Here is a 25,307-nt window from a genome sequence, read left to right on the forward strand (position 1 = left end):
CTAATCTACAAGAGGGGAGAGCGCATGACGCAAGGCGCAGTGAAAACAACGGGTAAACGTTCGCGCGCAGTAAGCGCGAAGAAAAAAGCGATTCTTAGCGCGGCACTGGACACTTTTTCGCAATTCGGTTTTCACGGCACACGGCTGGAGCAGATCGCAGAGTTGGCGGGTGTTTCAAAAACCAATCTGCTGTATTACTTCCCGTCAAAAGAGGCGCTGTATATTGCCGTGCTGCGGCAAATTCTCGATATCTGGCTGGCACCGTTAAAAGCGTTTCGTGAAGATTTCGCCCCGCTGGCGGCGATCAAAGAGTACATCCGTCTGAAGCTGGAAGTGTCCCGCGATTATCCGCAGGCTTCGCGCCTGTTCTGTATGGAAATGTTGGCAGGTGCACCGCTGTTAATGGATGAACTGACGGGCGATTTGAAGGCATTAATTGATGAGAAATCGGCGCTGATTGCCGGTTGGGTCAAAAGCGGCAAACTCGCGCCGATTGACCCGCAGCATTTGATTTTTATGATCTGGGCTTCCACTCAACATTACGCCGATTTTGCCCCTCAGGTGGAGGCGGTGACAGGCGCGACGTTGCGCGATGAGGTGTTTTTCAATCAAACGGTTGAAAACGTGCAGCGGATTATTATTGAAGGGATTCGACCACGTTAATGATGCCGGAGGAGGTTGTAACATCCTCCGGCTACCTGTTTAACCGATCGTCATTAAACTGGCGTTACCGCCAGCGGCAGCGGTATTCACACTCAGCGAACGTTCGATATACAGCCGTTCCAGCAGGATATTGCTTTCGCCACGGGCAAAACCCTGAACCGAAACAATTGCGCCATCCCGTGCGGCAACCGCTTCACACAATGCGCGAAGCTGATCCGAATCACCGTGGAAGATCACCGCATCAAACGGTTGAGCGGCTATATTTTCCGCTTTCGCCAGTTGAATACGTTCGCTGACTGCCGATGGCAATGCCTTCACTAACTGACGATGCAGCGCGTCATCCGGCCACAGTACCTGGCTGCCCACCGCCAGCACGGCGGCGAGCTGAGTCAGCGCATCCTGCTCATCATCCGCAATACACAACACGCGCTCACGCGGCAGCAGCGTCCAGGTGTTGCGTTCACCCGTCGGCCCTGGCAGCAATCGTTGTGTTCCTGCCTGCGCCAGCTCGCCATATTGCGTACATAACGCCTGCAATTCTGGACGATTTGCTGCCCATTCCCGCAGTGCATTTAGCGGCTGAGTCAATGCGGCTTTCAACTGCGCATCGACCGGATACTCTGCATCCTGACGCGCGAGCGTCACCGCCAGCGCACTTTCCGGGCGATTCGCCAGCAGACGGTAGAGATAGAGCGGACCGCCAGCTTTCGGCCCGGTGCCGGACAACCCTTCGCCGCCGAACGGCTGCACACCAACCACTGCGCCCACCATATTACGGTTAACATACAGGTTACCAACATGGGCCGAGCCAGTGACCTGGGCGATGGTTTCATCAATACGTGTATGAACGCCAAGCGTCAGGCCATAACCGGAAGCGTTAATCTGCTCGATCAGCTCCGGCAGCTGGTTACGGTTGTAACGCACCACATGCAGCACCGGACCAAAGACCTCTTTTTGCAATTCGGCAAAGTCATCCAGTTCGATAAGCGTCGGCGCGACAAAGGTGCCGCTTTGCCATTCGCGGGCATCTTCACTGTTTTCTCGCACTGCCTGGAACACCGGACGGCCTTTGCTACGCATGGTCTGAATATGACGCTCGATATTGGCTTTCGCTTCGCTATCAATCACCGGACCGATATCAGTGGTCAGGCGACCCGGATTACCCATCCGGCATTCGGCCATTGCGCCGCGCAGCATTTTCAACGTGTGGTCGGCAATCTCATCTTGCAGGCACAGCACGCGCAGCGCCGAACAACGCTGACCCGCACTGTCGAACGCCGAGGCCAGTACATCCACGACGACCTGTTCGGTCAGTGCTGAAGAATCGACAATCATCGCGTTCATGCCACCGGTTTCAGCGATGAGCGGAATAGGGCGACCCTGAGCGTCCAGGCGGCTGGCGATATTGCGTTGCAGTAACGTAGCGACTTCGGTTGAACCGGTAAACATCACCCCGCGCACGCGATCATCACCCGTCAGTTGCGCGCCCACGGTTTCACCCTGACCTGGCAGCAACTGCACTACGCCTGGCGGTACACCCGCTTCCAGCAAAATGGCGATCCCTTGCGCGGCAATCAGCGGCGTTTGTTCTGCCGGTTTTGCCAGTACGCTGTTACCTGCTGCCAGTGCGGCAGCGATCTGCCCGGTGAAAATAGCCAACGGGAAGTTCCACGGACTGATACACACCACAGGCCCTAATGGACGGTGGGTTTCGTTAGCGAAATCATCCCGCACCTGTCCGGCGTAGTAGTGGAGAAAATCGACCGCTTCGCGCACTTCGGCAATGGCGTTGCTGAAGGTTTTTCCGGCTTCACGCACCAGAATACCAATCAGTTGCTGCATCTGGCTTTCCATCAGCACGGCAGCGCGGTGCAAAATCGCTGCGCGTTCAGCCGGAGGCGTGGCAAACCAGATTGGCGCGTTATTAACCGCACTTTCCAGCGCCTGTTCTACTTCACGCGGCGTGGCTTCACGCATATAGCCCACAATATCTTTCGGCTCTGCCGGGTTAATAACGGGCGACATCTCACCTGCCGCTACCGGTTGTTCCAGCATTGGCAAGGCCTGCCATTTTTGCAGTGCACTATTGAGCAGGGCAGAGGAGAGCGAGGCCAGACGGTGTTCGTTAGCGAGATCCAGCCCTGCCGAGTTGTCGCGCCCGTGACCGTAAAGATCGCGCGGCAGGGGAATTTTCGGATGCGGTAATCCAGTTTGCCCTTCCTGTTGCGCCAGTTTTTCTACAGCAGTGACCGGATCGGCGACCAGTTCATCCAGTGGCAAAGAGGTGTCGGCAATACGGTTAACAAACGAGGTGTTAGCACCGTTTTCCAGCAGGCGGCGCACCAGATACGCCAGCAGCGTTTCATGTGTGCCAACCGGGGCATAAATACGACACGGACGGTTAAGTTTGCCGTCGGCAACTTTCCCGGTGACCTGCTCATACAGTGGCTCGCCCATACCATGCAGGCACTGGAACTCGTACTGACCCGGATAGTAGTTTTGACCTGCCAGTTGATAAATCGCTGCCAGCGTATGGGCGTTGTGCGTCGCGAACTGCGGGTAGATTAGATTCGGCACCGCCAGCAGCTTTTTCGCACAGGCGAGATATGAAACGTCGGTATACACCTTGCGGGTATAAACCGGGTAACCTTCAAGGCCGTCCATCTGCGCACGCTTGATTTCACTATCCCAGTACGCGCCTTTCACCAGGCGAATCATCAGACGGCGACGGCTGCGGGTGGCGAGATCAACCAGGTAATCAATCACCAACGGGCAGCGTTTTTGATAAGCCTGAATAACAAAACCGATGCCGTTCCAGCCTGCCAGTTCTGGTTCGAAACAGAGTTTTTCCAGCAGATCGAGGGAGATCTCCAGACGATCGGCCTCTTCGGCGTCAATATTGATACCAATATCGTACTGACGCGCCAGCAGGGTGAGTGATTTCAGACGCGGGTAAAGCTCTTCCATTACCCGGTCATACTGGGCGCGGCTGTAACGCGGATGCAGCGCCGACAGTTTGATTGAAATGCCCGGCCCTTCATAGATGCCACGACCATTGGACGCTTTACCAATGGCGTGAATCGCCTGCTGATAGGAAACCATATACGCCTGTGCGTCTGCGGCAGTCAGCGCGGCTTCGCCCAGCATATCGTAAGAGTAACGGAAACCTTTTTCTTCCAGCTTGCGGGCATTGGCTAACGCTTCCGCGATGGTTTCGCCCGTGACGAACTGCTCGCCCATCAGGCGCATCGCCATATCCACACCTTTGCGGATCAGCGGTTCACCGCTTTTACCGATAATGCGATTCAGCGAGCGGGAGAGGCTGGCTTCGTTATGGGTTGAAACCAGTTTGCCGGTAAACAGCAGCCCCCAGGTGGCGGCATTAACAAACAAAGATGGGCTACGACCAATGTGTGACTGCCAGTTACCGTTGCTGATTTTGTCGCGAATTAACGCATCACGGGTGGCTTTGTCGGGAATACGCAACAACGCTTCTGCCAGACACATCAGCGCCACGCCTTCCTGCGATGACAGCGAAAACTCCTGCAATAATCCCTGAACCATACCTGCGCGACCACTGGCGTTTTTTTGATTACGCAGTTTATCGGCCAGTTGATACGCCAGTTTGTGCGCCTGTTCGGCAATCGGCTGCGGCAGGCGAGCTTGTTCCAGCAGCATAGAAACCGCTTCAGTTTCCGGGCGGCGATACGCGGCGGTGATAGCGGCGCGGGAAACCGACTGGGGCAAAATTTGCTCGGCAAAGTCGAGGAATGGCTGGTGTGGTTCCTCTACCGGAGTTGGTACTTCATCGCTCTCATTGGCCGCGCCAGAAAGCAGTGCAGGCAGCTCCGGCAAGGTATCGCTATTTTCCAGTTGTTCAAGATAAGAAAAAATCGCCTGCTTAATTAACCAGTGCGGTGTGCGATCGATACGTGTCGCGGCTGACTTAATACGCTCACGCGTCGCGTCGTCCAGCTTAACCCCCATGGTGGTGGTTCCCATGCCATTACTCCTGTTGTTCTGAAAAGTGCAACTTAACGTTATCGTGAAATATCTATTATGTTGCAACTTTGTGCAACCGCGTTAAATGTGACTTACGTAGCAAGCTTAAAAATGAATGAAATGTTAATAAAAGAAATCGATATGACAGGGATTAAAAAAGTAACGCAGACTTTTTCTCTGCGGCAGTTAACATTTTTGAAAGGTGCAACCGTAAAAAATGTGAGGAAGTGCAACCTGATGAAAAATAGTATCGCTGGGCAATAAAATTTGATGTAAATGATGTGTTAAATCGATTGTGAATAACCAGCACTTCCGGCAGGATACGGTCGCCCTGGTAAAACATAAACTCTGTTACCCCGTTCCGGTGGCAGATATAACGGCAAGTTTCGACATTGCCGATAATAATTTTTGGAGACTTTAGATGGCTATTAGCACACCGATGTTGGTGACATTTTGTGTCTATATCTTTGGCATGATATTGATTGGGTTTATCGCCTGGCGATCAACCAAAAACTTTGACGATTATATTCTGGGCGGTCGTAGCCTTGGGCCATTCGTGACGGCATTATCGGCGGGTGCGTCGGATATGAGCGGCTGGCTGTTAATGGGGTTGCCAGGCGCGGTTTTTCTTTCCGGGATTTCCGAAAGCTGGATCGCCATTGGCCTGACATTAGGCGCGTGGATTAACTGGAAACTGGTGGCCGGGCGGTTGCGTGTTCATACCGAATACAATAATAACGCCTTAACTCTGCCGGATTATTTCACCGGGCGCTTTGAAGATAAAAGCCGCATTTTGCGCATTATCTCCGCGCTGGTTATTTTGCTGTTCTTCACCATTTATTGCGCTTCGGGCATTGTGGCAGGCGCGCGTCTGTTTGAAAGCACCTTCGGCATGAGCTACGAAACGGCTCTGTGGGCGGGCGCTGCGGCGACGATCCTTTACACCTTTATTGGCGGTTTCCTCGCGGTGAGCTGGACTGACACTGTACAGGCCAGCCTGATGATTTTTGCCCTGATCCTGACGCCGATTATCGTCATTATCAGTGTCGGTGGCTTTGGTGACTCGCTGGAAGTGATCAAACAAAAGAGCATCGAAAACGTGGATATGCTCAAAGGGCTGAACTTTGTTGCCATTATCTCGCTGATGGGCTGGGGGCTGGGTTACTTCGGGCAGCCGCACATTCTGGCGCGTTTTATGGCGGCGGATTCTCACCACAGCATTGTCCATGCGCGTCGTATCAGTATGACCTGGATGATCCTCTGCCTGGCAGGGGCGGTGGCTGTTGGCTTCTTTGGGATTGCTTACTTTAACGATCATCCGGCGGTAGCGGGTGCGGTAAATCAGAACGCCGAGCGTGTGTTTATCGAACTGGCGCAAATTCTGTTTAACCCGTGGATTGCCGGGATTCTGCTGTCGGCGATTCTGGCGGCGGTGATGTCAACCTTAAGCTGCCAGTTGCTGGTGTGTTCCAGTGCGATTACTGAAGATTTGTACAAAGCGTTTCTGCGTAAACATGCCAGCCAGAAAGAACTGGTGTGGGTAGGGCGTGTGATGGTGCTGGTGGTGGCGCTGGTGGCGATTGCGCTGGCGGCAAACCCGGAAAACCGCGTGCTGGGCTTAGTGAGCTACGCGTGGGCAGGCTTTGGCGCGGCGTTTGGTCCGGTGGTGCTGTTCTCGGTGATGTGGTCACGCATGACGCGCAACGGTGCGCTGGCGGGGATGATCATCGGTGCGCTGACGGTTATCGTCTGGAAGCAGTTCGGTTGGCTGGGTCTGTACGAAATTATTCCGGGCTTCATCTTCGGCAGTATCGGGATTGTGGTGTTTAGTTTGCTGGGTAAAGCGCCGTCAGCGGCGATGCAAAAACGCTTTGCCGAGGCCGATGCGCACTATCATTCGGCGCCGCCGTCACGGTTGCAGGAAAGCTAAGGGAAGGCGTTTTAACGAAAATCCCACGTTATAATGGGAAGCAAGCAGAGGGCAATCGGTGATTGCCCTCTGTGTTTTCTCTCAAAAAAATTTTACATTTTCTCATCATTATTACTACATTCTGCTTGTGTTTTTCCTCGCCGTAATGATAATCGCTATCACTGCGATTTACTTTTCTTTGCATAGATTGACTCAGAAAAACGTTTAAGGGTGGTGGCATGTTTGTTCCGTTTCTCATTATGTTGCGCGAAGGACTTGAAGCCGCGCTGATTGTCAGTTTGATTGCCAGCTATCTTAAGCGTACCCAGCGAGGCCGATGGATTGGTGTGATGTGGATTGGCGTGTTGCTTGCCGCTGCGTTGTGCCTGGGCTTGGGAATCTTCATTAACGAAACCACCGGCGAATTTCCGCAAAAAGAACAGGAACTGTTTGAAGGTATCGTGGCGGTGATCGCCGTGGTGATTCTTACCTGGATGGTTTTCTGGATGCGCAAAGTGTCGCGCAACGTCAAAGTGCAACTGGAACAGGCAGTCGATAGCGCATTGCAGCGTGGAAATCATCATGGCTGGGCGCTGGTGATGATGGTTTTTTTTGCCGTTGCAAGGGAAGGGCTGGAGTCGGTCTTTTTCCTGCTGGCGGCATTTCAACAAGATGTCGGGATCTGGCCGCCGCTGGGTGCAATGCTCGGTCTTGCTACAGCCGTGGTGCTCGGCTTCCTGCTCTACTGGGGCGGTATTCGCCTCAATCTTGGTGCATTTTTTAAATGGACCAGCCTGTTTATTCTCTTCGTCGCCGCAGGGCTGGCAGCTGGTGCCATTCGCGCATTTCATGAAGCCGGATTGTGGAACCACTTTCAGGAAATCGCCTTCGATATGAGCGCGGTGCTCTCAACTCACTCGCTGTTTGGCACGCTGATGGAAGGGATTTTTGGCTATCAGGAAGCGCCGAGCGTCAGCGAAGTCGCCGTCTGGTTTATTTATCTCATCCCGGCGCTGGTGGCATTTGCTCTGCCGCCACGTGCAGGGGCGACAGCGTCTCGCTCTGCGTAACAAATACGACGCAAACTCTTGCTTAGTTACAACATACTTTAAAGGGATAGTCTCGTCATGACCATTAACTTCCGCCGTAACGCATTGCAGTTGAGCGTGGCTGCGCTGTTTTCTTCTGCTTTTATGGCTAACGCCGCTGATGTACCGCAGGTCAAAGTGACCGTGACGGATAAGCAGTGCGAACCGATGACCATTACGGTTAACGCCGGGAAAACACAGTTCATTATTCAGAACCACAGCCAGAAGGCGCTGGAGTGGGAGATCCTTAAAGGCGTGATGGTGGTGGAAGAGCGGGAAAATATCGCCCCTGGCTTTAGCCAGAAAATGACGGCGAATTTACAGCCTGGCGAATACGATATGACCTGCGGCCTGCTGACTAACCCGAAAGGGAAGTTGATCGTCAAAGGCGAGGCAACGGCGGATGCGGCGCAAAGTGATGCGCTGTTAAGTCTTGGTGGTGCAATTACTGCATATAAAGCGTATGTCATGGCGGAAACCACGCAGTTGGTGACTGACACCAAAGCATTTACCGACGCGATTAAAGCAGGCGATATCGAAAAAGCGAAAACACTGTATGCGCCAACGCGCCAGCACTATGAGCGCATCGAACCGATTGCTGAACTGTTCTCCGATCTGGATGGCAGCATTGACGCCCGTGAAGATGATTACGAGCAAAAAGCCGCCGATCCGAAATTCACTGGTTTCCACCGTCTGGAAAAAGCATTGTTTGGCGACAACACCACCAAAGGAATGGATCAGTACGCTGACCAGCTTTATACCGATGTGGTCGATTTGCAAAAACGCATCAGTGAACTGGCTTTCCCACCTTCAAAAGTGGTCGGCGGCGCAGCCGGACTGATTGAGGAAGTGGCAGCCAGCAAAATCAGCGGTGAAGAAGATCGCTATAGCCACACCGATCTGTGGGATTTCCAGGCTAACGTTGAAGGCTCGCAGAAAATTGTCGATCTGCTGCGTCCGCAACTACAAAAAGCCAACCCGGAGCTGCTGGCAAAAGTCGATGCTAACTTCAAAAAGGTCGATACCATTCTGGCGAAATACCGTACCAAAGACGGTTTTGAAACCTACGACAAACTGACCGATGCCGACCGTAACGCGCTGAAAGGGTCGATTACTGCGCTGGCGGAAGATCTGGCGCAACTTCGCGGTGTGCTGGGGCTGGACTAAGCGTTATGCAGTATGAAGATGAAAACGGCGTGAATGAACCGTCACGCCGACGTTTACTGAAAGGGATTGGTGCACTGGCGCTGGCGGGAAGTTGTCCGGTCGCTCATGCACAAAAACCGCAAAGTGCGCCGGGTACGCTTTCACCGGATGCACGTAATGAGAAACAGCCGTTTTATGGTGAGCATCAGGCAGGGATCCTGACGCCACAACAGGCCGCAATGATGCTGGTGGCATTTGATGTGCTTGCCAGTGATAAAGCCGATCTTGAACGGCTGTTTCGCTTGTTGACTCAGCGTTTTGCGTTTCTGACTCAGGGCGGAGCGGCACCAGAAACGCCAAATCCGCGCCTGCCACCACTCGATTCCGGCATTCTTGGCGACTACATTGCGCCCGATAATCTCACCATCACGTTATCGGTGGGCCACTCATTGTTTGATGAGCGCTTTGGGCTTGCGCCGCAGATGCCGAAAAAGTTGCAGAAGATGACGCGTTTCCCCAACGACTCGCTGGATGCGGCGTTATGTCATGGTGATGTGTTGCTACAAATTTGCGCCAACACCCAGGACACGGTGATCCATGCGCTGCGCGATATCATCAAACACACGCCGGATTTGCTCAGCGTGCGCTGGAAGCGGGAAGGGTTTATTTCCGATCACGCAGCGCGTAGTAAAGGCAAAGAGACGCCGATAAATTTGCTGGGCTTTAAAGACGGCACCGCCAATCCCGATAGCCAGAATGATAAGTTGATGCAAAAAGTGGTGTGGGTGACGGCAGATCAGCAGGAGCCAGCGTGGGCTATCGGCGGCAGCTATCAGGCAGTACGCTTGATTCAGTTTCGAGTGGAATTTTGGGACAGAACGCCGCTGAAAGAACAGCAGACGATTTTTGGTCGTGATAAGCAAACCGGTGCGCCGCTGGGAATGCAGCATGAGCATGATGTTCCCGATTACGCCAGCGATCCGGAAGGGAAGGTGATTGCGCTGGACAGCCATATCCGGCTGGCGAATCCCCGCACGCCAGAGAGTGAGTCCAGTCTGATGCTGCGTCGTGGCTACAGTTATTCGTTGGGCGTCACCAACTCCGGGCAACTGGATATGGGGTTATTGTTTGTCTGCTACCAACACGATCTGGAAAAGGGCTTCCTGACAGTACAAAAAAGGCTTAATGGCGAAGCGCTGGAGGAATACGTTAAACCTATCGGCGGCGGTTATTTTTATGCGTTGCCGGGGGTGAAGGAGGCGAATGATTACCTGGGAAGGGCGCTATTGCAGGTTTAATGTTTTTAGGCGGATAAGGCGTTTACGCCGCATCCGGCGTTCGTGTGCAGATGCCTGAAGCGAATCCTGCTGAAAGCACACAGCTTTTTTCATCACTGTCATCACTCTGTCATCTTTCCAGTAGAAACTAATGTCACTGAAATGGTGCTTTATAGTTAAATATAAGTAAATATATTGTTGCAATGAATGAGAAAACTGTTGTACTTATTAAGTAACAGCGGTAGTTCCCGGCAGTGATAGTCAGTCACTATGGAGATCGCGGATGGTAACGTCCTGCACTGGACATGTTTTTGACAATCAACGCTCGACCAAACGCGGAGATTTCTCCTCCGGTAGCAACTTCGTCACTCTGTATTTTTACTCACTTCCTCCCTTTTCTTGTGTTACCGACGCCGTGAACGGTGCGCGTAGCCGTTTTCGGTGTTATTTCCAAAAGCAAACTATGGCTTACAAGGAAGCCAACCCTCTGATGTTCGTGCGCATAATCGCGCTGCCAACGGCGCGTGTGATGAATACAAACAACTCAAGGTGCTCTCCATGGGAAGACAAAAAGCAGTGATCAAAGCTCGTCGCGAAGCAAAACGTGTGCTGAGACGGGATTCACGCAGCCATAAACAGCGTGAAGAAGAATCGGTCACCTCGCTTGTGCAGATGAGCGGCGTAGAAGCCATTGGTATGGCCCGCGACAGTCGCGATACTTCGCCAATCGTGGCGCGAAATGAAGCGCAATTGCACTATCTGAAGGCTATTGAGAGTAAGCAGCTGATATTCGCTACGGGCGAAGCCGGGTGCGGTAAAACCTGGATCAGTGCGGCAAAAGCGGCTGAGGCCCTGATACATAAGGATGTCGACAGGATCATCGTCACCCGTCCAGTTTTGCAAGCCGATGAAGATCTTGGCTTCTTACCTGGGGATATCGCAGAAAAGTTTGCTCCCTATTTTCGTCCGGTCTACGACGTGCTGGTTCGGCGCTTAGGGGCTTCCTTTATGCAGTACTGCCTGCGACCAGAAATAGGGAAGGTGGAAATCGCGCCGTTCGCCTATATGCGTGGACGTACCTTTGAAAATGCAGTTGTCATTCTTGACGAGGCGCAGAATGTGACTGCCGCGCAAATGAAAATGTTTTTAACCCGCCTCGGGGAAAACGTAATGGTTATCGTCAATGGTGATATCACGCAATGCGATCTGCCTCGCGGCGTGCGCTCTGGATTAAGTGACGCGCTGGAACGTTTCGAAGAAGATGAAATGGTCGGGATCGTCCGGTTCGGCAAAAATGATTGCGTACGTTCGGCTCTTTGCCAACGTACGCTACATGCCTATAGTTAAGCGTATTACAAGCGCAGAGCCCGGGCTAACCGGGCTTTGTTTTTGATGTGTATGCTCGGAGTGCAAATTTATCTGAAACTACCTACAGCCGGTTTAGTTGCAATGCAGGATAGCTATTTTAAATTATAAAGTCTGTTCTCAATATATTCATTCAGTTTTGTCAGCTCTTCTGCGATTTTTTCCTTGTTTAATTCATTGTTGTCGGTCATGGTTAATAAAATCAATTCCTTTGTTTTTTTTGATAGAATGCCCGGGTGGAAATTTCTGCTGTTATACATTTCATGAATAATGCTGAGTAATTCGTTATTGAAAAAATCAATATTATCCATGTTGTCGATTTGAGGGTTGCTGTCTTGAAAATTTTTAATAATTTTATTTATCTTGATAAGGAAGTAAAACTCAATATTCCTCTGGGTTTGTTCTTCTGGTGTGAAAATTGGAAAGTCATAATGTTCACATATTGTATCATAATCATCAAACTTTTCGTTTTCAATTGACCATAACTTTTTCTTTTCTATTTTATCCTTCGTTGATTTTATCTCTGAAAACATTCTTTTTATTATCAATAAAATGATGGCCGTGACAAATAAAATAATTACGCCAATATGTGTGGAGTAATAAAAAAGTAACATGATAAATGAAATTACTGGTAGTGCTAATGAGGTAATAATCAATAAGTTACCGACTTTACTATATGAGTGTAGTTCAAAAATGAATTCCCTTTCGCCACTTGCGAATATGTAAAATAATGAGAAGCCTGTGTTCAGTAATGTTGATATTGCGAAACCTAACGTAGCCCACCACAGCGGAAAACTATTGGAGATATTAACAGGGGGTACACTAAAAAGCCCAATAAAAAAGGTAAAGCAGGCTCCAGTAAGAATTGAGTGGAAATATGAAAACCATTTTATACTCTCCCCTGTATGATACCCTTTTTTATATGCACGCCAGGCAATCCGCTTTGTATTATACATGGTTCTATCCTTAAATTGATTTACTATGAAAACTATACTAATTGATATTAATGTATGCGTAATATTATTATTAATATCGTATATAATTTACTACCTCATCGCCCGAATCAATTCCATATCAGTTTGTGCATTAGATTAGTTGATAAATAAATGATTATGAACAAATGCATTTATCTGGTAATAGATTTAGCCTACTACCAGATAAACAATCAGTTATTATGGCGAATAATTTGGTAAAACTCGGCAGGTATGTTGGGGCCAAAACTCAGCGCATATTGATAACAAACATCTGTCCACTGATGGTTTTTATAAAAAGCAAGAATAACTTGTTTTACCATTTGGTATTCAATATCGAGTTCATCTTTTAAGTCGTTTTCAAATTCATACCATTTTAATTTTTCATTGTTGCTTAATTTTTCATCGTATTTTTCAAATATATCATGTGTACGGTTAATGTTTCTTTCATTCCAATCCATTGAAATAGTTAATGACTCCACAGGATGCTTATGGTAATCGATTATGTCACCAAGGATACTTATATGGTATTTCAATTTTTCAATTTCTTTTGAAATTTCAGTTAAGTTCATGCTTTATCCTCCATTTTAGAATATGTAGAATTCATCGCAGATATGACATCTTGAATATTTGTTTGTAGATCATGAACATATGCGAGTCTGGAGTGCCTGAATGCCAACCTGTTTCGTAAGAGTTAAGATTTATTTTGCTTCAACAAGAAGCAGGTGAGTATCAACATCAGGATCTTTTGTATCAAGAGTTCCTAAAGCAATATCGGAAACTCTTTTGTCTTGTGCTCGCTTCAGAAGAGCATAGTCATGCTGTCTGTTATTAAAGGATACTCCCATCCATTTACCCGCAATAGTTGGAATTGAATCACTTTGTACATTTATATTCAGCTTTTGCCTTGGTAAATAATAAATATTATTTCGGTATTATCTAATGCAAAAATGATTTTGCAAAACAAGGTATCGCTTACCTCATCCTTTCTGAACGCAACAGGAGACTATGTTGGGAAATTCCTCGTCGCCCTGCGGGCAGCCCGTTCACTGTGTTCACGGTCTGTCCAACTGGCTGTCGCCAGTTGTCGAACCCGGGTCCGGGCTTCTCATCCCCGCCGGGCTGTGCAACATGCGAAAAAAAAGCCCGTACTTTCGTACGAGCTCTTCTTAAAATATGGCGGTGAGGCGGGGATTGACTCGCTTCGCTCGCCCTGTGGGCAGCCCGTTCACTGCGTTCACGGTCTGTCCAACTGGCTGGCGCCAGTTGTCGAACCCGGGTCCGGGCTTCTCATCCCCGCCGGGCTGTGCAACATGCGAAAAAAAAGCCCGTACTTTCGTACGAGCTCTTCTTAAAATATGGCGGTGAGGCGGGGATTCGAACCCCGGATACGTTGCCGTATACACACTTTCCAGGCGTGCTCCTTCAGCCACTCGGACACCTCACCAAATTGTTGTTCCTGTCTTGCTGGAACGGGCGCTAATTTAGGGAAATAGTCGCCTCGGGTCAACAAACTTTTTTAAAAAAAAAGTGCGTTTATTCAAACTTCAATCAATTTGTGGCTTAAATAAGCAAGTTTTGCTTTTTTTGCCACCGACAGCAGATTTGCTATTCTGATGTTCCTTGCAGATCATAACAATAAGCGCGAATAAATTCCGCTCAACTCTTTTCGGGAGCCAATATGGATATCATCTTTTATCACCCAACCTTTGACTCAAAATGGTGGATTGAGGCGCTGAGTAAAGCGATACCTCATGCCAGGGTCAGAGCCTGGAAAAACGGAGATAACCAGGGCGCGGATTATGCGTTAGTCTGGCATCCTCCAGTTGAAATGCTGGCAGGACGCGATCTTAAAGCTGTGTTTGCACTAGGCGCCGGTGTGGATTCTATATTGAGTAAACTACAGGCACACCCTGAAATGCTTAAACCCTCCATTCCGCTTTTCCGCCTGGAAGATACCGGTATGGGCGAGCAAATGCAGGAATATGCTGTTAGCCAGGTGCTACATTGGTTCCGACGTTTTGACGATTATCGAATCCAGCAAAATGCTTCACACTGGCAACCGCTGCCTGAATATCATCGGGAAGATTTTACAATTGGCATCCTGGGCGCTGGCGTGTTGGGCAGTAAAGTCGCACAAAGTCTACAAACATGGCGCTTTCCGCTGCGTTGCTGGAGTCGCAGTCGTAAATCCTGGCCAGATGTACAAAGCTTTGCTGGAAGCGAGGAGCTGAAGGCATTTCTGAGTCAATGCCGGGTACTGATTAATCTGTTACCGAATACGCCCGAAACGGTTGGCATTATTAATCAACAATTATTCAATCAATTACCGGATGGCGCGTATCTTCTCAATCTGGCGCGTGGCGTCCATGTGGTGGAAGATGACCTGCTCGCGGCGCTGGAAAGTGGCAAGATTAAAGGAGCCATGCTGGATGTTTTTAATCGTGAACCTTTACCGCCGGAAAGCCCGCTCTGGCAACATCCACGCGTCACGATAACGCCACATGTGGCAGCTATTACTCGCCCCGTCGAAGCAGTGGAGTATATTTCGCGCACCATTTCCCAGCTAGAAAGAGGTGAGGCCGTCAGCGGGCAAGTCGACCGAGTTCGAGGCTACTAATAAAGCGCCTGGATTCCTGCTATCCTTGGCAAGAATTGAATACAGGAGAGAGTTATGTATCCCGTCGACCTACATATGCATACCGTTGCCAGCACGCATGCATACAGCACATTAAGTGACTACATTGCCCAGGCTAAACAGAAGGGAATCAAGCTTTTTGCAATTACCGATCACGGCCCGGATATGGAAGATGCGCCGCATCACTGGCATTTCATTAATATGCGTATTTGGCCACGAGTGGTTGATGGGGTAGGGATCCTGCGCGGTATTGAAGCCAACATTAAAAATGTTGACGGTGAAATTGACTGTAGCGGCAAAATGTTCGAGTCGCTGGATTTAATCATTGCTGGTTTTCATGAACCGGTTTTTGCACCACATGATGAAGCGACCAATACGCAAGCGATGATCGCGACTATCGCCAGCGGCAATGTGCACATAATAAGCCATCCGGGCAATCCGAAATATTCCATTGATTTCAAAGCAGTTGCGGAAGCAGCCGCGAAACACCAGGTCGCGCTGGAAATCAATAATTCGTCCTTCCTACACTCGCGCAAAGGCAGTGAAGATAACTGCCGTGCAGTTGCCGCTGCGGTGCGCGATGCTGGCGGTTGGGTGGCATTAGGCTCGGATTCTCATACCGCGTTTACTATGGGTGATTTTGAAGAGTGTCGTAAAATTCTTGACGCGGTTGATTTTCCAGAAGAACGCATTTTGAATGTTTCACCGCGCCGTTTACTCAACTTCCTGGAATCCCGCGGTATGGCGCCGATTGCGGAATTTGCTGAACTTTAATTGCTTTTATGGAAATAAATAAATGAACGAGTTTTCTATCCTGTGTCGTGTACTGGGGTCACTTTATTACCGCCAACCGCAGGACCCTTTACTGGTTCCGCTGTTTACCCTGATTCGTGAGGGAAAATTGGCAGCGAGCTGGCCTCTGGAGCAGGATGAGTTGCTGGCACGCTTGCAGAAAAGTTGTGATATGGCGCAAGTATCTGCCGATTACAATGCGCTGTTTATCGGCGATGAATGTGCAGTACCGCCTTACCGCAGTGCCTGGGTTGAGGGCGCGACGGAAGCGGAAGTGCGTGCTTTTCTTTCAGAACGCGGGATGCCGTTAGCAGATACGCCAGCCGATCACATCGGCACGTTACTGCTTGCGGCTTCCTGGCTGGAAGATCAGTCAACGGAAGATGAAAGCGAAGCACTGGAAACGTTGTTCAGCGAGTATCTGTTGCCGTGGTGTGGCGCATTTCTCGGTAAAATTGAGGCCCATGCAACCACGCCGTTCTGGCGCACTATGGCACCACTGACCCGCGATGCTATCGGCGCAATGTGGGATGAACTTGAGGAAGAAAAAGAAGAATAAGTGTGATCATGATCACTAGTGAATGCAACATCAAACTCTACGTTGCATAAAATGTGTGCTCGATCTCATTCATGGCCGCGTTTTCTGCTATCATTCGCGGCATGAACATACTTCTCTCTATTGCAATCACAACGGGCATTCTCTCCGGTATCTGGGGATGGGTGGCCGTTTCCCTTGGTTTACTCAGCTGGGCGGGTTTCCTTGGCTGCACGGCCTACTTTGCCTGTCCGCAAGGTGGCCTGAAAGGGTTGGCGATCTCCGCTGCAACGCTGCTTAGCGGTGTGGTGTGGGCAATGGTCATTATTTACGGTAGTGCGCTGGCACCCCATCTGGAAATAGTTGGCTATGTCATGACTGGCATTGTCGCTTTCCTGATGTGTATTCAGGCCAAACAGCTATTGCTGTCATTTGTTCCGGGTACATTTATCGGTGCGTGTGCGACGTTTGCCGCGCAGGGAAACTGGAAACTGGTATTGCCATCTCTGGCGCTTGGGCTGGTGTTTGGTTACGCGATGAAAAACAGTGGGCTTTGGTTGGCGGCGCGCAGTGCCAAGACCGCTAACCATGAGCAACAAGTAAAAAATAAAGCGTGAGAGAATCACGCTTTATATTGAATATGTAAAAGCCGGATTAATACTCCGGCTTTTTTATGGATCAGGATTCCGGCGGTACTGACAGATGGCGGTATTTCACCAGAATGTCATTCTGCAGATCTGCTTTATTCTGCAAATCCCACAGACCGCGGTCGATACCATCATTAATCAGGAAGATAACACCGGTTTCAATCGCCGACATCAGGCATAGCATAACGGGTTCGTTAGAGGTATATCCTACTTCCCCTTCCAGTAACCGCTGGTAGTCGATAAAGCGGAAGACGCCGGCCTGGACTTCATAGGAAAGAATGGTCTTACTGGTGTTCACTGATGACAGGATTTCACCGGTGCTGACATTAACGACACGCAAGTTCACCGCGATTTGGTCAAGTTGGTACTGCGTATCGGCGCCAATACCGAAGTATCTCGCCCCGGCACCGCCCGATTTCACATTACTTTCATAACCAATAATCGACCCTTCAACCATGATATTGGCTGCCGTCAGCGACTGTAGCGGGATCCGGTTATTGAGCGCAACGGTGCCGTTTTCTTGTGCCGCACGAATAATCTTACGTTCGTTCAGTAAGTTTTGTAGGCCCTGACGCTCCAGTGGTACAAACCAACGCGAATCTTTCAATGCGGTGACCAACATGGCGGTCGCGCTTTGCGGAACTGCGGTGGAGAAGTTACTCGCCGGATAGGGTTTAAATTGTCCAGTTTCATCCTGGATGTTGTATACCGAGACAAAGATTTTGCCCGTTGGCGAAGGTAAATGGGTTAAATCTTTGTAGCTTTGAGCTCGAGGCATTAATGTCGGCTTGGCGGCTTCTTTTGGTGGTGCTGTTAAGCATCCACTCAGCAACATGACTGCAACCAAAACAAATAAGCGCTGCATATTATTTTCCTTACAAAGCTGGGGCTTAAAAATCGGTTGAGTTATTTTGTAATCCCGAAACCTGAATCGTGGACGTTTGACCCGTTTTACGATCGGTTACGTTCAGTTGCAGCTGACCATCCCGGTTGGCAATATCGACGATATATTCGTTAGTCACCATTCGTCCTGGCTGACCCGTATTAATATTTGTCAGCAGCCCACCTAATATTTGTGACTGAATGGCCTGGGTGAAGTTATCTAACGCCGAGGGCGTTTCAATACCAAAGTCATCATCATAGCTTGGATCTTTATACGAGTTCTGTGCCTGGGCGCTGTTTAGTAAAAAAGCGCCATTATTGGGGTTGCCACCAAAATTAGGATTGCGGAACTGGAAGGTCATATTCCCGGCCAAACTTATTGGCGAAATTAGCATGAGTAGAATTACTGCATGTTTGACACGCATTGCAGCCTCCGGACAATTTAATTTAAAATTCATCAGGCGCTAAATCGCCCGTACTCAGTAAAGCCTGACTAATCTGTCGACGGTTCAGTGCTTCTTCAGTTTGTGCCAGTGCAAAGACAACAGTTTTCTCGAAGTCTCTTTTCAATGGGAATAAAAAAGTCTGGAAAATAACGTCCTGATTTACCGTTATGGTGATCCAGCTTCCCCACCGTGCACTGGGCCTTTCATTAATCGTCAAGTTCCCGGTATAGCTACTTTCCCATTTATCACTAAAGGCACGATAAAAATCGTGTCCAATGGATGAAACAGTATGGTCAGTTAACAATCCAGGTACTTCTACCTCTACGGCGTGAACATTCCCCGCAGCGAAGAAAATATTCGCTGCTACAACCCAGCATAAATAACGTTTCATGGCTTTATCGCCTGAGGTTATCGTTTGCCCATGAGACTGCTTGAGTCCGGTTTTTGACTGCTATCTTCTTGAAAAGATTATAAAGATGCGTTTTAACCGTATTCTCGCTGATGAACAGCGAACGAGCAATCTCGTTATTGGAGGCGCCGATACGCAGTTTATTAAGGATCTCTTTTTCCCTATGAGTAAGGAGGGCAGATTCCGTGCTGTTATAACGATAGTTACCTGAATGTGTAATCAGATAGCTGGCAAGTTTTTGCGTAAAGTAGCATTCCCCGCGTAAGACGCCTTGCAACCCATTGATGACGCGTTCTTGATCCTCCAGGGCGTAAAAAACACCGTTGATATGAGGCCAGTTTTCAATGTCGCGGTACGGGTAATCGTCTGGAGTATTTAACAACAGTGTTTTGATGTTGTTGTGTTTTCTGCTTAATGTATCCTGCCAGTAATGGATGAGTTTTTTATCTGCTTCCATCATATCCAACAGAATAATGCAGCCAGAAGATATATCGTCCAGAGAACGTTGAATGTTATGTAGTTTTCCTGTGATTGCCAGCGATTGTTTTAAATGCTGCAATAACGCAGTCGCTTGCAAGGAAGGTTTAGTGATTAACAGTAATGTATGACCATGAATACTATGGACTTCATTAAACATGATGAAACCCCGCTCTTTTTATTAATCGCACACCTGACAGCTGCCTTTATTCAATAAAGACACCAGAAGTACTGACAGATGTTGCACTGCTGTGTGTAGTAATAAATCAACCCTAAATGGGTAAAAAATAAAACTAATGGATTACATCTGATTTCAATCTAGCCATTACAAATCTTAAATCAAGTGTTAAACATGTAACAAAATGTAATCTGGTAATTAAATTTGTTAACATTAAGGGGTTGTTAAGTTTGGTAATGATAGAAAAGTTGTACATGTGGCTTTTATTGCACAATTTTGAAAAGTCATACAAATACGCGTAACTACATGATTGTTTTTATAAAATTTATTTATCTCTGGTCCTTTCGTTGCGTTAAAATTGTCTGCATTTTCAGATTCTCTTCATGGACAATTTTTGGCTGCAAAAAAACGATGTTTGTGACGGCTTGTCAGGCAAACATATCGACAGAATCTTCGTGAATCATGAGGAGAGATAGTTTGTCGAATTTTCGTGGTCAAAAAACGACGGTTTAAAAGTAAACAAAATAATTTTTGCGTAAATAACAGCGTATTTACGCGAGTTTTAATACTTTGGCATGAGTAAAAAAAGAAAAATACAACGCGCGGGTGAGTTATTAAAAATATTTCCGCAGACATACTTTCCATCGTAACGCAGCGTTAACAAAAAACGGTTTGCGTTAACAACCAAGTTGAAATGATTTAAATTTCTTAAATGTACGACCAGGTCCAGGGTGACAACATGAAAAACAGATTGTTATTTATGATGTTAACAGTACTGGGTGCGCCTGGGATTGCAGCCGCGGCAGGTTATGATTTAGCTAATTCAGAGTATAACTTTGCGGTAAATGAATTGAGTAAGTCTTCATTTAATCAGGCAGCCATAATTGGTCAAGCTGGTGCTAATAATAGTGCACAGTTACGGCAGGGAGGCTCTAAACTTTTGTCGGTTGTTTCGCAAGATGGTAATAACAACCGGGCAAAGATTGACCAGACAGGAGATTATAACCTTGCGTATATTGATCAGGCGGGCAATGCCAACGATGCCAGTATTTCGCAGGGCGCATATGGTAATACTGCAATGATTATCCAGAAAGGTTCTGGTAATAAAGCAAATATTACGCAGCATGGTACTCAAAAAACGGCAATTGTAGTGCAGAGACAGTCGCAAATGGCTATTCGCGTAACACAGCGTTAATTTCCATTCGACTTTTAAATCAATCCGATGGGGGTTTTACATGAAACTTTTAAAAGTAGCAGCAATTGCAGCAATCGTATTCTCCGGTAGCGCTCTGGCAGGTTCTATTCCTCAGTACGGCGGTGGCGGCGGCAACCACGGTGGTGGCGGTAATAACAGCGGCCCGAATTCAGAACTGAATATTTACCAATACGGTGGCGGTAACTCTGCTGTTGCATTGCAGGCTGATGCCCGCAACTCTGATCTGACAATTACCCAGCACGGCGGCGGTAACGGCGCAGATGTGGGACAAGGTTCTGATGACAGCTCAATTGAACTGACCCAACGTGGCTTTGGTAACAGCGCGACACTGGATCAGTGGAACGGTAAAAACTCTGAAATGACTGTTAAACAGTTCGGTGGCGGCAACGGTGCAGCAGTTGACCAGACTGCATCTAACTCCAGTGTCAACGTAACTCAGGTTGGCTTTGGTAACAACGCGACCGCTCATCAGTACTAATACAGCATTTGTATTACAGAAACAGGGCGCAAGCCCTGTTTTTTTTCGGGAGAATAGTATGAACGCGTTATTACTTCTCGCGGCGCTTTCCAGCCAGATAACCTTTAATACAACCCAACAAGGTGACATGTACACCATTATTCCTGAGGTTACTCTGACGCAATCATGCTTGTGCCGGGTGCAAATATTATCTCTGCGTGAAGGCAGTTCTGGACAAAGTCAGACGAAGCAAGAAAAGACCCTTTCATTACCCGCTAATCAACCCATTGCCTTGACGAAGTTGAGTTTAAATATTTCCCCGGACGATCGGGTGAAAATAGTTGTTACTGTTTCTGATGGACAGTCACTTCATTTATCACAACAATGGCCGCCCTCTTCAGGAAAGTCTTAATGTATTGATAGTTGAGCATAAAATGAACCGGAAGAGAATGGTCTGATACGAATCGACCACCTGAAAGCATGGATAACACAACCTCAAGGATGATTAATCATTGAGGAAATAGAAGAGATGTTCAGACCGTTATTAAACTCCCTTATGCTTGGCAGCCTGGTTTTTCCTTTCTTTGCAACAGCGGAAAGTAATGCGCAAGGTGGCGTGATTCATTTTTATGGTCAAATTGTGGAACCGGCGTGTGACGTGAGCTCCCTACAAGCGCCAGTTGAAATGACCTGTATGCAAAATGGTCCTGTACAGAGCAAAACGTATTCCAGCAAAGAGCTAATGAGCGGCAAAGTCAAAAATGCGCAAATTGCCTCAGTAAAAGTGCAGTATCTTGATGAGCAGAAAAAGCTGGCTGTGATGAATATCGAATATAACTAAGTTTCTGAATCACTCACGTCGCTGACAAGAAAAATGCGATTTCTCTAAAAACCCTGCTGTACACTTAAGAAACAAGATGGTGTAAGGAGGCGTTATGAAATCGCGTATTCATGTTGTACAGGGCGATATTACCAAACTGGCCGTTGATGTGATTGTTAATGCGGCAAATCCATCGTTGATGGGGGGAGGCGGCGTCGATGGCGCTATACATCGCGCTGCCGGTCCGGCGCTGCTGGATGCCTGTTTAAAAGTCAGACAACAACAGGGCGACTGCCCTACGGGACACGCAGTAATTACCCTCGCAGGCGATCTCCCCGCCAAAGCTGTTGTACATACTGTTGGACCCGTGTGGCGCGGCGGAGAACAAAATGAAGATCAGCTATTGCAGGATGCCTATCTCAATAGTCTGCGACTGGTGGCGGCGAACAGTTATACATCGGTAGCTTTCCCTGCCATTAGTACAGGTGTTTATGGATACCCACGCGCTGCAGCGGCTGAAATAGCAGTAAAAACCGTTTCGGAATTTATTACCCGTCACGCTTTACCCGAGCAGGTATACTTTGTCTGTTATGATGAAGAAAACGCCCATCTCTACGAAAGACTCCTTACCCAACAAGGAGATGAATGATTTGCCCCGGCTGGCGAGCGCGGTGTTGCCCTTGTGTTCGCAGCATCCAGGACTGTGCGGCATTTTCCCCCTTGATAAAGGTCTGGATGCGTTTGCCGCACGTTATTGCCTGGCAGAAATGGCGGAACATACGCTGGATGTTCAGTATTACATCTGGCAGGACGATATGTCGGGGCGGTTACTGTTTTCCGCTCTGTTAGCCGCCGCGAAGCGTGGCGTTCGCGTTCGTTTGTTGCTTGATGACAACAATACACCCGGACTTGATGACATTTTACGCTTGCTCGATAGTCATCCGCGGATTGAAGTTCGACTTTTCAATCCTTTCTCATTTCGCTTATTGCGTCCGCTTGGCTATATCACCGATTTTTCCCGTCTCAATCGACGTATGCACAATAAGAGTTTTACCGTCGATGGCGTGGTGACGCTGGTGGGGGGGAGAAACATCGGCGATGCATATTTTGGCGCAGGAGAAGAACCGCTTTTTTCAGATTTAGATGTGATGGCAATGGGGCCGGTTGTTGAGGACGTCGCTGATGATTTCGCCCGCTACTGGTATTGCAAATCAGTTTCACCCTTGCAGCATGTTCTGGATGTGCCAGAAGGTGAAATGGCTGATCGTATTGAGCTACCCGCATCCTGGCATAATGACAGCATCACGCATCGCTATTTGCATAAACTGGAATCAAGCCCTTTTATGAATCAACTCGTTGAGGGGGCGTTACCGCTTATTTGGGCAAAAACGCGTTTATTAAGTGATGATCCTGCGAAAGGGGAGGGCAAAGCAAAACGCCATTCCCTTCTGCCGCAGCGTTTGTTCGATATCATGGGGTCACCCGGCGAGCGGATTGATATTATCTCTTCCTATTTTGTGCCGACGCGTGCAGGTGTAGCGCAACTGTTACGGATGGTAAGAAAAGGGGTAAAGATAGCAATCTTAACCAACTCACTTGCCGCCAATGATGTCGCTGTGGTGCATGCTGGCTACGCACGCTGGCGCAAAAAATTGCTCCGTTATGGCGTGGAACTCTATGAACTGAAGCCGACGCAGGAACAACCCGGTACACTGCACGACCGTGGAATAACCGGGAATTCCGGTGCCAGTCTGCATGCCAAGACCTTCAGTGTCGATGGCAAAACCGTATTTATTGGTTCATTCAATTTCGACCCGCGTTCAACATTACTCAACACTGAAATGGGCCTGGTAATAGAGAGCAAAACGCTGGCGCAACTGATCGATAAACGCTTTATTCAGAGTCAGTATGATGCGGCCTGGCAGTTGCGTTTGGATCGGTGGGGGCGGATTAACTGGGTCGATCGCCACGGGAAGGAAGAAATTATTCTCAAAAAAGAACCCGCAACCAGTGTCTGGAAGCGGGTTTTGGTCAGACTGGCGTCAATATTACCCGTTGAATGGTTATTGTAAGCGTGGCTCAGCGGGCTGGCGCTTTATCATTCTCGCGCTTAATGGCCGGTTTTCCGGAGAACAAAAACTTCAACAACGGAATGCGTAAATGAATTTCATACAGAATTATCGCAATCCCTATCACAAATATCAGGCCGCAGAGAAAACCAAGCCAATTTGAGGTGATATGCGGGGTGATGTATGCGCCGAAAAACAGCGTTAACGGGTGGTGAACCAAGTAGATAAACAGCGATGCGTTTACAAAATAGGTCACCCGCGCCGACTGAAAATTGAGCAAACGGTGACCAAAGGAGAAAACCACATTCACCATCCACAAGCCGAGTACCATCGTGATCACCGACTCGGTTTCATACATCCAGGCATCGCCGCTACCGTAACGTTGATTGAGCAAATATGCGACAAATGCCATTGCTGCAGCGAGTGTGCAACCACGAGAAGGTGTGGTAAACAAGACTTTAAGATTAGGGAAAATAAAAGCTAATGCGCCAAGGATAAAAAACGGCATATAAAACAGCGTCTGCATGAAAATAAAATTGAACATGCCATCGCTTAAAATAGGCGGATAAACGATAAAGAGCGTTCTTCTTATTGCCGCATAGCCGATGCCGAGGCATAGGAAGATCACCGATAGTTTAGCCATTGAGAATTTTTTATTTTTGTTTTCGGAATTATCTAAATTATCTTTGATGCGCTTAAATATCCATATGCAAAGTGTCGTCATGACCACCAATACCAGTAAAAACCACAGGTGCGAAATTAATTCCCAGGCCAGTGTATTATATTTGTCATATAATGACAGGCCAGGCCAGCTTTCTGCTTTGCCTTTGACATACTGCAGCATAATGAATTGCGGCAAGGTCAGCAGAGGAATGGCCGTTAACATCGGGATCCCCACACGTTCGACGCGAACTTTCCACCATTTTTTCAATGGGTAGCGCAAAAAAAGCATGTAGGAAAAATAACCAGAAATAACGAAAAATACCTGCATGCGGAACGAGTGGATGAAATCGTTAAAAAGTGTCAGCCACCAGGATGGTTCTGCGCTATTCACATGCCAGGTGTGGCTTGAATAGATTAAAGAAATATGAAAAGGGATCCCTAACAACATCAACCAGGCGCGGATGGAGTCGAGGAAATATTCACGCTGCGCGGGTACTGGATTCATATATGATTAACTAATCTCGGATTTTTCGTCTTATCCCTGCCGGGTAATGCCTTTAGGCTTTTGCCATAACAACATCGACCTGACCGCATCTGGCACAGGCTTCACGGGTGTTTTTGCGCGGCATAGTCACTACCACTAACCAAAATGGAAGC

General features: G+C 48.4%; 25 protein-coding genes and 1 tRNA gene. 17 read left to right on the plus strand and 9 right to left on the minus strand.

Going from position 1 to position 25,307, the window contains the following annotated elements; all coding sequences use genetic code 11:
• Positions 1–24: 24 nt before the first annotated feature.
• Entirely contained in the window at positions 25–663 is a 639-nt protein-coding gene (gene rutR / locus FFT88_RS03560; protein ID WP_000191701.1) for an HTH-type transcriptional regulator RutR, read from the plus strand.
• A gap of 39 nt (positions 664–702) precedes the next feature.
• Here rutR and putA read toward each other — a convergent pair whose 3' ends face one another.
• Entirely contained in the window at positions 703–4,665 is a 3,963-nt protein-coding gene (gene putA, locus FFT88_RS03565; RefSeq protein WP_135404171.1) for a trifunctional transcriptional regulator/proline dehydrogenase/L-glutamate gamma-semialdehyde dehydrogenase, read from the minus strand.
• A gap of 57 nt (positions 4,666–4,722) precedes the next feature.
• Between putA and FFT88_RS03570 the strand changes: the two genes are divergently transcribed.
• The 6 genes from FFT88_RS03570 (at position 4,723) to phoH (ending at position 11,432) form a co-directional block, all read left to right on the plus strand.
• Positions 4,723–4,929: a hypothetical protein gene (locus FFT88_RS03570; protein ID WP_135381141.1), complete on the plus strand. Its 207-nt coding sequence runs from the start codon at positions 4,723–4,725 to the stop codon at positions 4,927–4,929.
• A 157-nt stretch (positions 4,930–5,086) separates the two neighbouring features.
• Positions 5,087–6,595 (plus strand): sodium/proline symporter PutP, encoded by a 1,509-nt coding sequence (gene putP, locus FFT88_RS03575; RefSeq protein ID WP_135404172.1) that lies wholly within the window; start codon positions 5,087–5,089, stop codon positions 6,593–6,595.
• A gap of 218 nt (positions 6,596–6,813) precedes the next feature.
• Positions 6,814–7,644 carry an iron uptake transporter permease EfeU gene (gene efeU / locus FFT88_RS03580; protein ID WP_000497942.1) on the plus strand — a complete coding sequence of 277 codons (831 nt, stop codon included), beginning with the start codon at positions 6,814–6,816 and terminating at the stop codon, positions 7,642–7,644.
• Positions 7,645–7,701: 57 nt separating this feature from the next.
• Complete coding sequence (gene efeO / locus FFT88_RS03585; protein ID WP_135404173.1) at positions 7,702–8,829, plus strand: iron uptake system protein EfeO; 1,128 nt, start codon at positions 7,702–7,704, stop codon at positions 8,827–8,829.
• 5 nt (positions 8,830–8,834) lie between these two features.
• Positions 8,835–10,106, plus strand: coding sequence for an iron uptake transporter deferrochelatase/peroxidase subunit (gene efeB, locus FFT88_RS03590; RefSeq protein ID WP_135404174.1), 1,272 nt, complete (start codon positions 8,835–8,837; stop codon positions 10,104–10,106).
• A 537-nt stretch (positions 10,107–10,643) separates the two neighbouring features.
• The gene (gene phoH / locus FFT88_RS03595; protein WP_167851600.1) at positions 10,644–11,432 is read left to right on the plus strand and encodes a phosphate starvation-inducible protein PhoH; all 789 of its coding nucleotides are present in this window, start codon (positions 10,644–10,646) and stop codon (positions 11,430–11,432) included.
• A 113-nt stretch (positions 11,433–11,545) separates the two neighbouring features.
• Here the strand turns inward: phoH and FFT88_RS03600 are convergent, their stop codons facing one another.
• The 3 genes from FFT88_RS03600 to FFT88_RS03610 all read right to left on the minus strand — a co-directional run bounded on the left by FFT88_RS03600 (position 11,546) and on the right by FFT88_RS03610 (position 13,868).
• Entirely contained in the window at positions 11,546–12,406 is an 861-nt protein-coding gene (locus tag FFT88_RS03600; RefSeq protein WP_135404176.1) for a hypothetical protein, read from the minus strand.
• 209 nt (positions 12,407–12,615) lie between these two features.
• Entirely contained in the window at positions 12,616–12,993 is a 378-nt protein-coding gene (locus FFT88_RS03605; protein WP_135404177.1) for a DUF1878 family protein, read from the minus strand.
• 787 nt (positions 12,994–13,780) lie between these two features.
• Positions 13,781–13,868, minus strand: a tRNA-Ser gene (locus tag FFT88_RS03610).
• 234 nt (positions 13,869–14,102) lie between these two features.
• Between FFT88_RS03610 and ghrA the strand changes: the two genes are divergently transcribed.
• The 4 genes from ghrA to FFT88_RS03630 all read left to right on the plus strand — a co-directional run bounded on the left by ghrA (position 14,103) and on the right by FFT88_RS03630 (position 17,003).
• Positions 14,103–15,041, plus strand: a complete 939-nt coding sequence (gene ghrA, locus FFT88_RS03615; RefSeq protein WP_135404178.1) for a glyoxylate/hydroxypyruvate reductase GhrA — start codon at positions 14,103–14,105, stop codon at positions 15,039–15,041.
• A gap of 54 nt (positions 15,042–15,095) precedes the next feature.
• On the plus strand, positions 15,096–15,833 hold the full coding sequence (ycdX, locus tag FFT88_RS03620; protein WP_130205456.1) for a zinc-binding phosphatase: 738 nt from the start codon (positions 15,096–15,098) through the stop codon (positions 15,831–15,833).
• A gap of 22 nt (positions 15,834–15,855) precedes the next feature.
• Positions 15,856–16,410, plus strand: coding sequence for a molecular chaperone YcdY (gene ycdY, locus FFT88_RS03625; RefSeq protein WP_130205458.1), 555 nt, complete (start codon positions 15,856–15,858; stop codon positions 16,408–16,410).
• A 101-nt stretch (positions 16,411–16,511) separates the two neighbouring features.
• On the plus strand, positions 16,512–17,003 hold the full coding sequence (locus FFT88_RS03630) for a DUF1097 domain-containing protein (RefSeq protein WP_130205460.1): 492 nt from the start codon (positions 16,512–16,514) through the stop codon (positions 17,001–17,003).
• 61 nt (positions 17,004–17,064) lie between these two features.
• Here the strand turns inward: FFT88_RS03630 and csgG are convergent, their stop codons facing one another.
• From csgG to csgD, 4 genes are read right to left on the minus strand one after another with little or no spacing between them, the layout of a single operon-like run.
• Complete coding sequence (csgG, locus tag FFT88_RS03635; RefSeq protein ID WP_130205462.1) at positions 17,065–17,898, minus strand: curli production assembly/transport protein CsgG; 834 nt, start codon at positions 17,896–17,898, stop codon at positions 17,065–17,067.
• Positions 17,899–17,923: 25 nt separating this feature from the next.
• On the minus strand, positions 17,924–18,340 hold the full coding sequence (gene csgF, locus FFT88_RS03640; RefSeq protein ID WP_135404179.1) for a curli production assembly/transport protein CsgF: 417 nt from the start codon (positions 18,338–18,340) through the stop codon (positions 17,924–17,926).
• A gap of 22 nt (positions 18,341–18,362) precedes the next feature.
• Positions 18,363–18,752 (minus strand): curli production assembly/transport protein CsgE, encoded by a 390-nt coding sequence (gene csgE, locus FFT88_RS03645; RefSeq protein ID WP_135384690.1) that lies wholly within the window; start codon positions 18,750–18,752, stop codon positions 18,363–18,365.
• A 4-nt stretch (positions 18,753–18,756) separates the two neighbouring features.
• Positions 18,757–19,407, minus strand: a complete 651-nt coding sequence (gene csgD, locus FFT88_RS03650) for a biofilm master transcriptional regulator CsgD (RefSeq protein WP_064528493.1) — start codon at positions 19,405–19,407, stop codon at positions 18,757–18,759.
• 757 nt (positions 19,408–20,164) lie between these two features.
• Between csgD and csgB the strand changes: the two genes are divergently transcribed.
• The 6 genes from csgB (at position 20,165) to clsC (ending at position 23,990) form a co-directional block, all read left to right on the plus strand.
• Positions 20,165–20,620 (plus strand): curli minor subunit CsgB, encoded by a 456-nt coding sequence (gene csgB, locus FFT88_RS03655; RefSeq protein ID WP_130215852.1) that lies wholly within the window; start codon positions 20,165–20,167, stop codon positions 20,618–20,620.
• A 40-nt stretch (positions 20,621–20,660) separates the two neighbouring features.
• Entirely contained in the window at positions 20,661–21,119 is a 459-nt protein-coding gene (gene csgA, locus FFT88_RS03660) for a curli major subunit CsgA (protein ID WP_000771421.1), read from the plus strand.
• 58 nt (positions 21,120–21,177) lie between these two features.
• Positions 21,178–21,510: a curli assembly chaperone CsgC gene (gene csgC / locus FFT88_RS03665; RefSeq protein ID WP_000992819.1), complete on the plus strand. Its 333-nt coding sequence runs from the start codon at positions 21,178–21,180 to the stop codon at positions 21,508–21,510.
• Between the two features lie 117 nt (positions 21,511–21,627).
• Positions 21,628–21,939, plus strand: a complete 312-nt coding sequence (locus FFT88_RS03670) for a type 1 fimbrial protein (RefSeq protein ID WP_130205471.1) — start codon at positions 21,628–21,630, stop codon at positions 21,937–21,939.
• A 94-nt stretch (positions 21,940–22,033) separates the two neighbouring features.
• Positions 22,034–22,567: an O-acetyl-ADP-ribose deacetylase gene (ymdB, locus tag FFT88_RS03675; RefSeq protein WP_064528503.1), complete on the plus strand. Its 534-nt coding sequence runs from the start codon at positions 22,034–22,036 to the stop codon at positions 22,565–22,567.
• Positions 22,509–23,990, plus strand: a complete 1,482-nt coding sequence (clsC, locus tag FFT88_RS03680; protein WP_135404180.1) for a cardiolipin synthase ClsC — start codon at positions 22,509–22,511, stop codon at positions 23,988–23,990. The genes ymdB and clsC overlap by 59 nt, the downstream gene beginning before the upstream one ends.
• A gap of 7 nt (positions 23,991–23,997) precedes the next feature.
• Here clsC and mdoC read toward each other — a convergent pair whose 3' ends face one another.
• Positions 23,998–25,155 carry a glucans biosynthesis protein MdoC gene (gene mdoC, locus FFT88_RS03685; RefSeq protein ID WP_135404181.1) on the minus strand — a complete coding sequence of 386 codons (1,158 nt, stop codon included), beginning with the start codon at positions 25,153–25,155 and terminating at the stop codon, positions 23,998–24,000.
• Positions 25,156–25,307: the final 152 nt, after the last annotated feature.

It is taken from the genome of Escherichia sp. E4930 (genome assembly GCF_005845405.1).
Classification (GTDB): domain Bacteria; phylum Pseudomonadota; class Gammaproteobacteria; order Enterobacterales; family Enterobacteriaceae; genus Escherichia.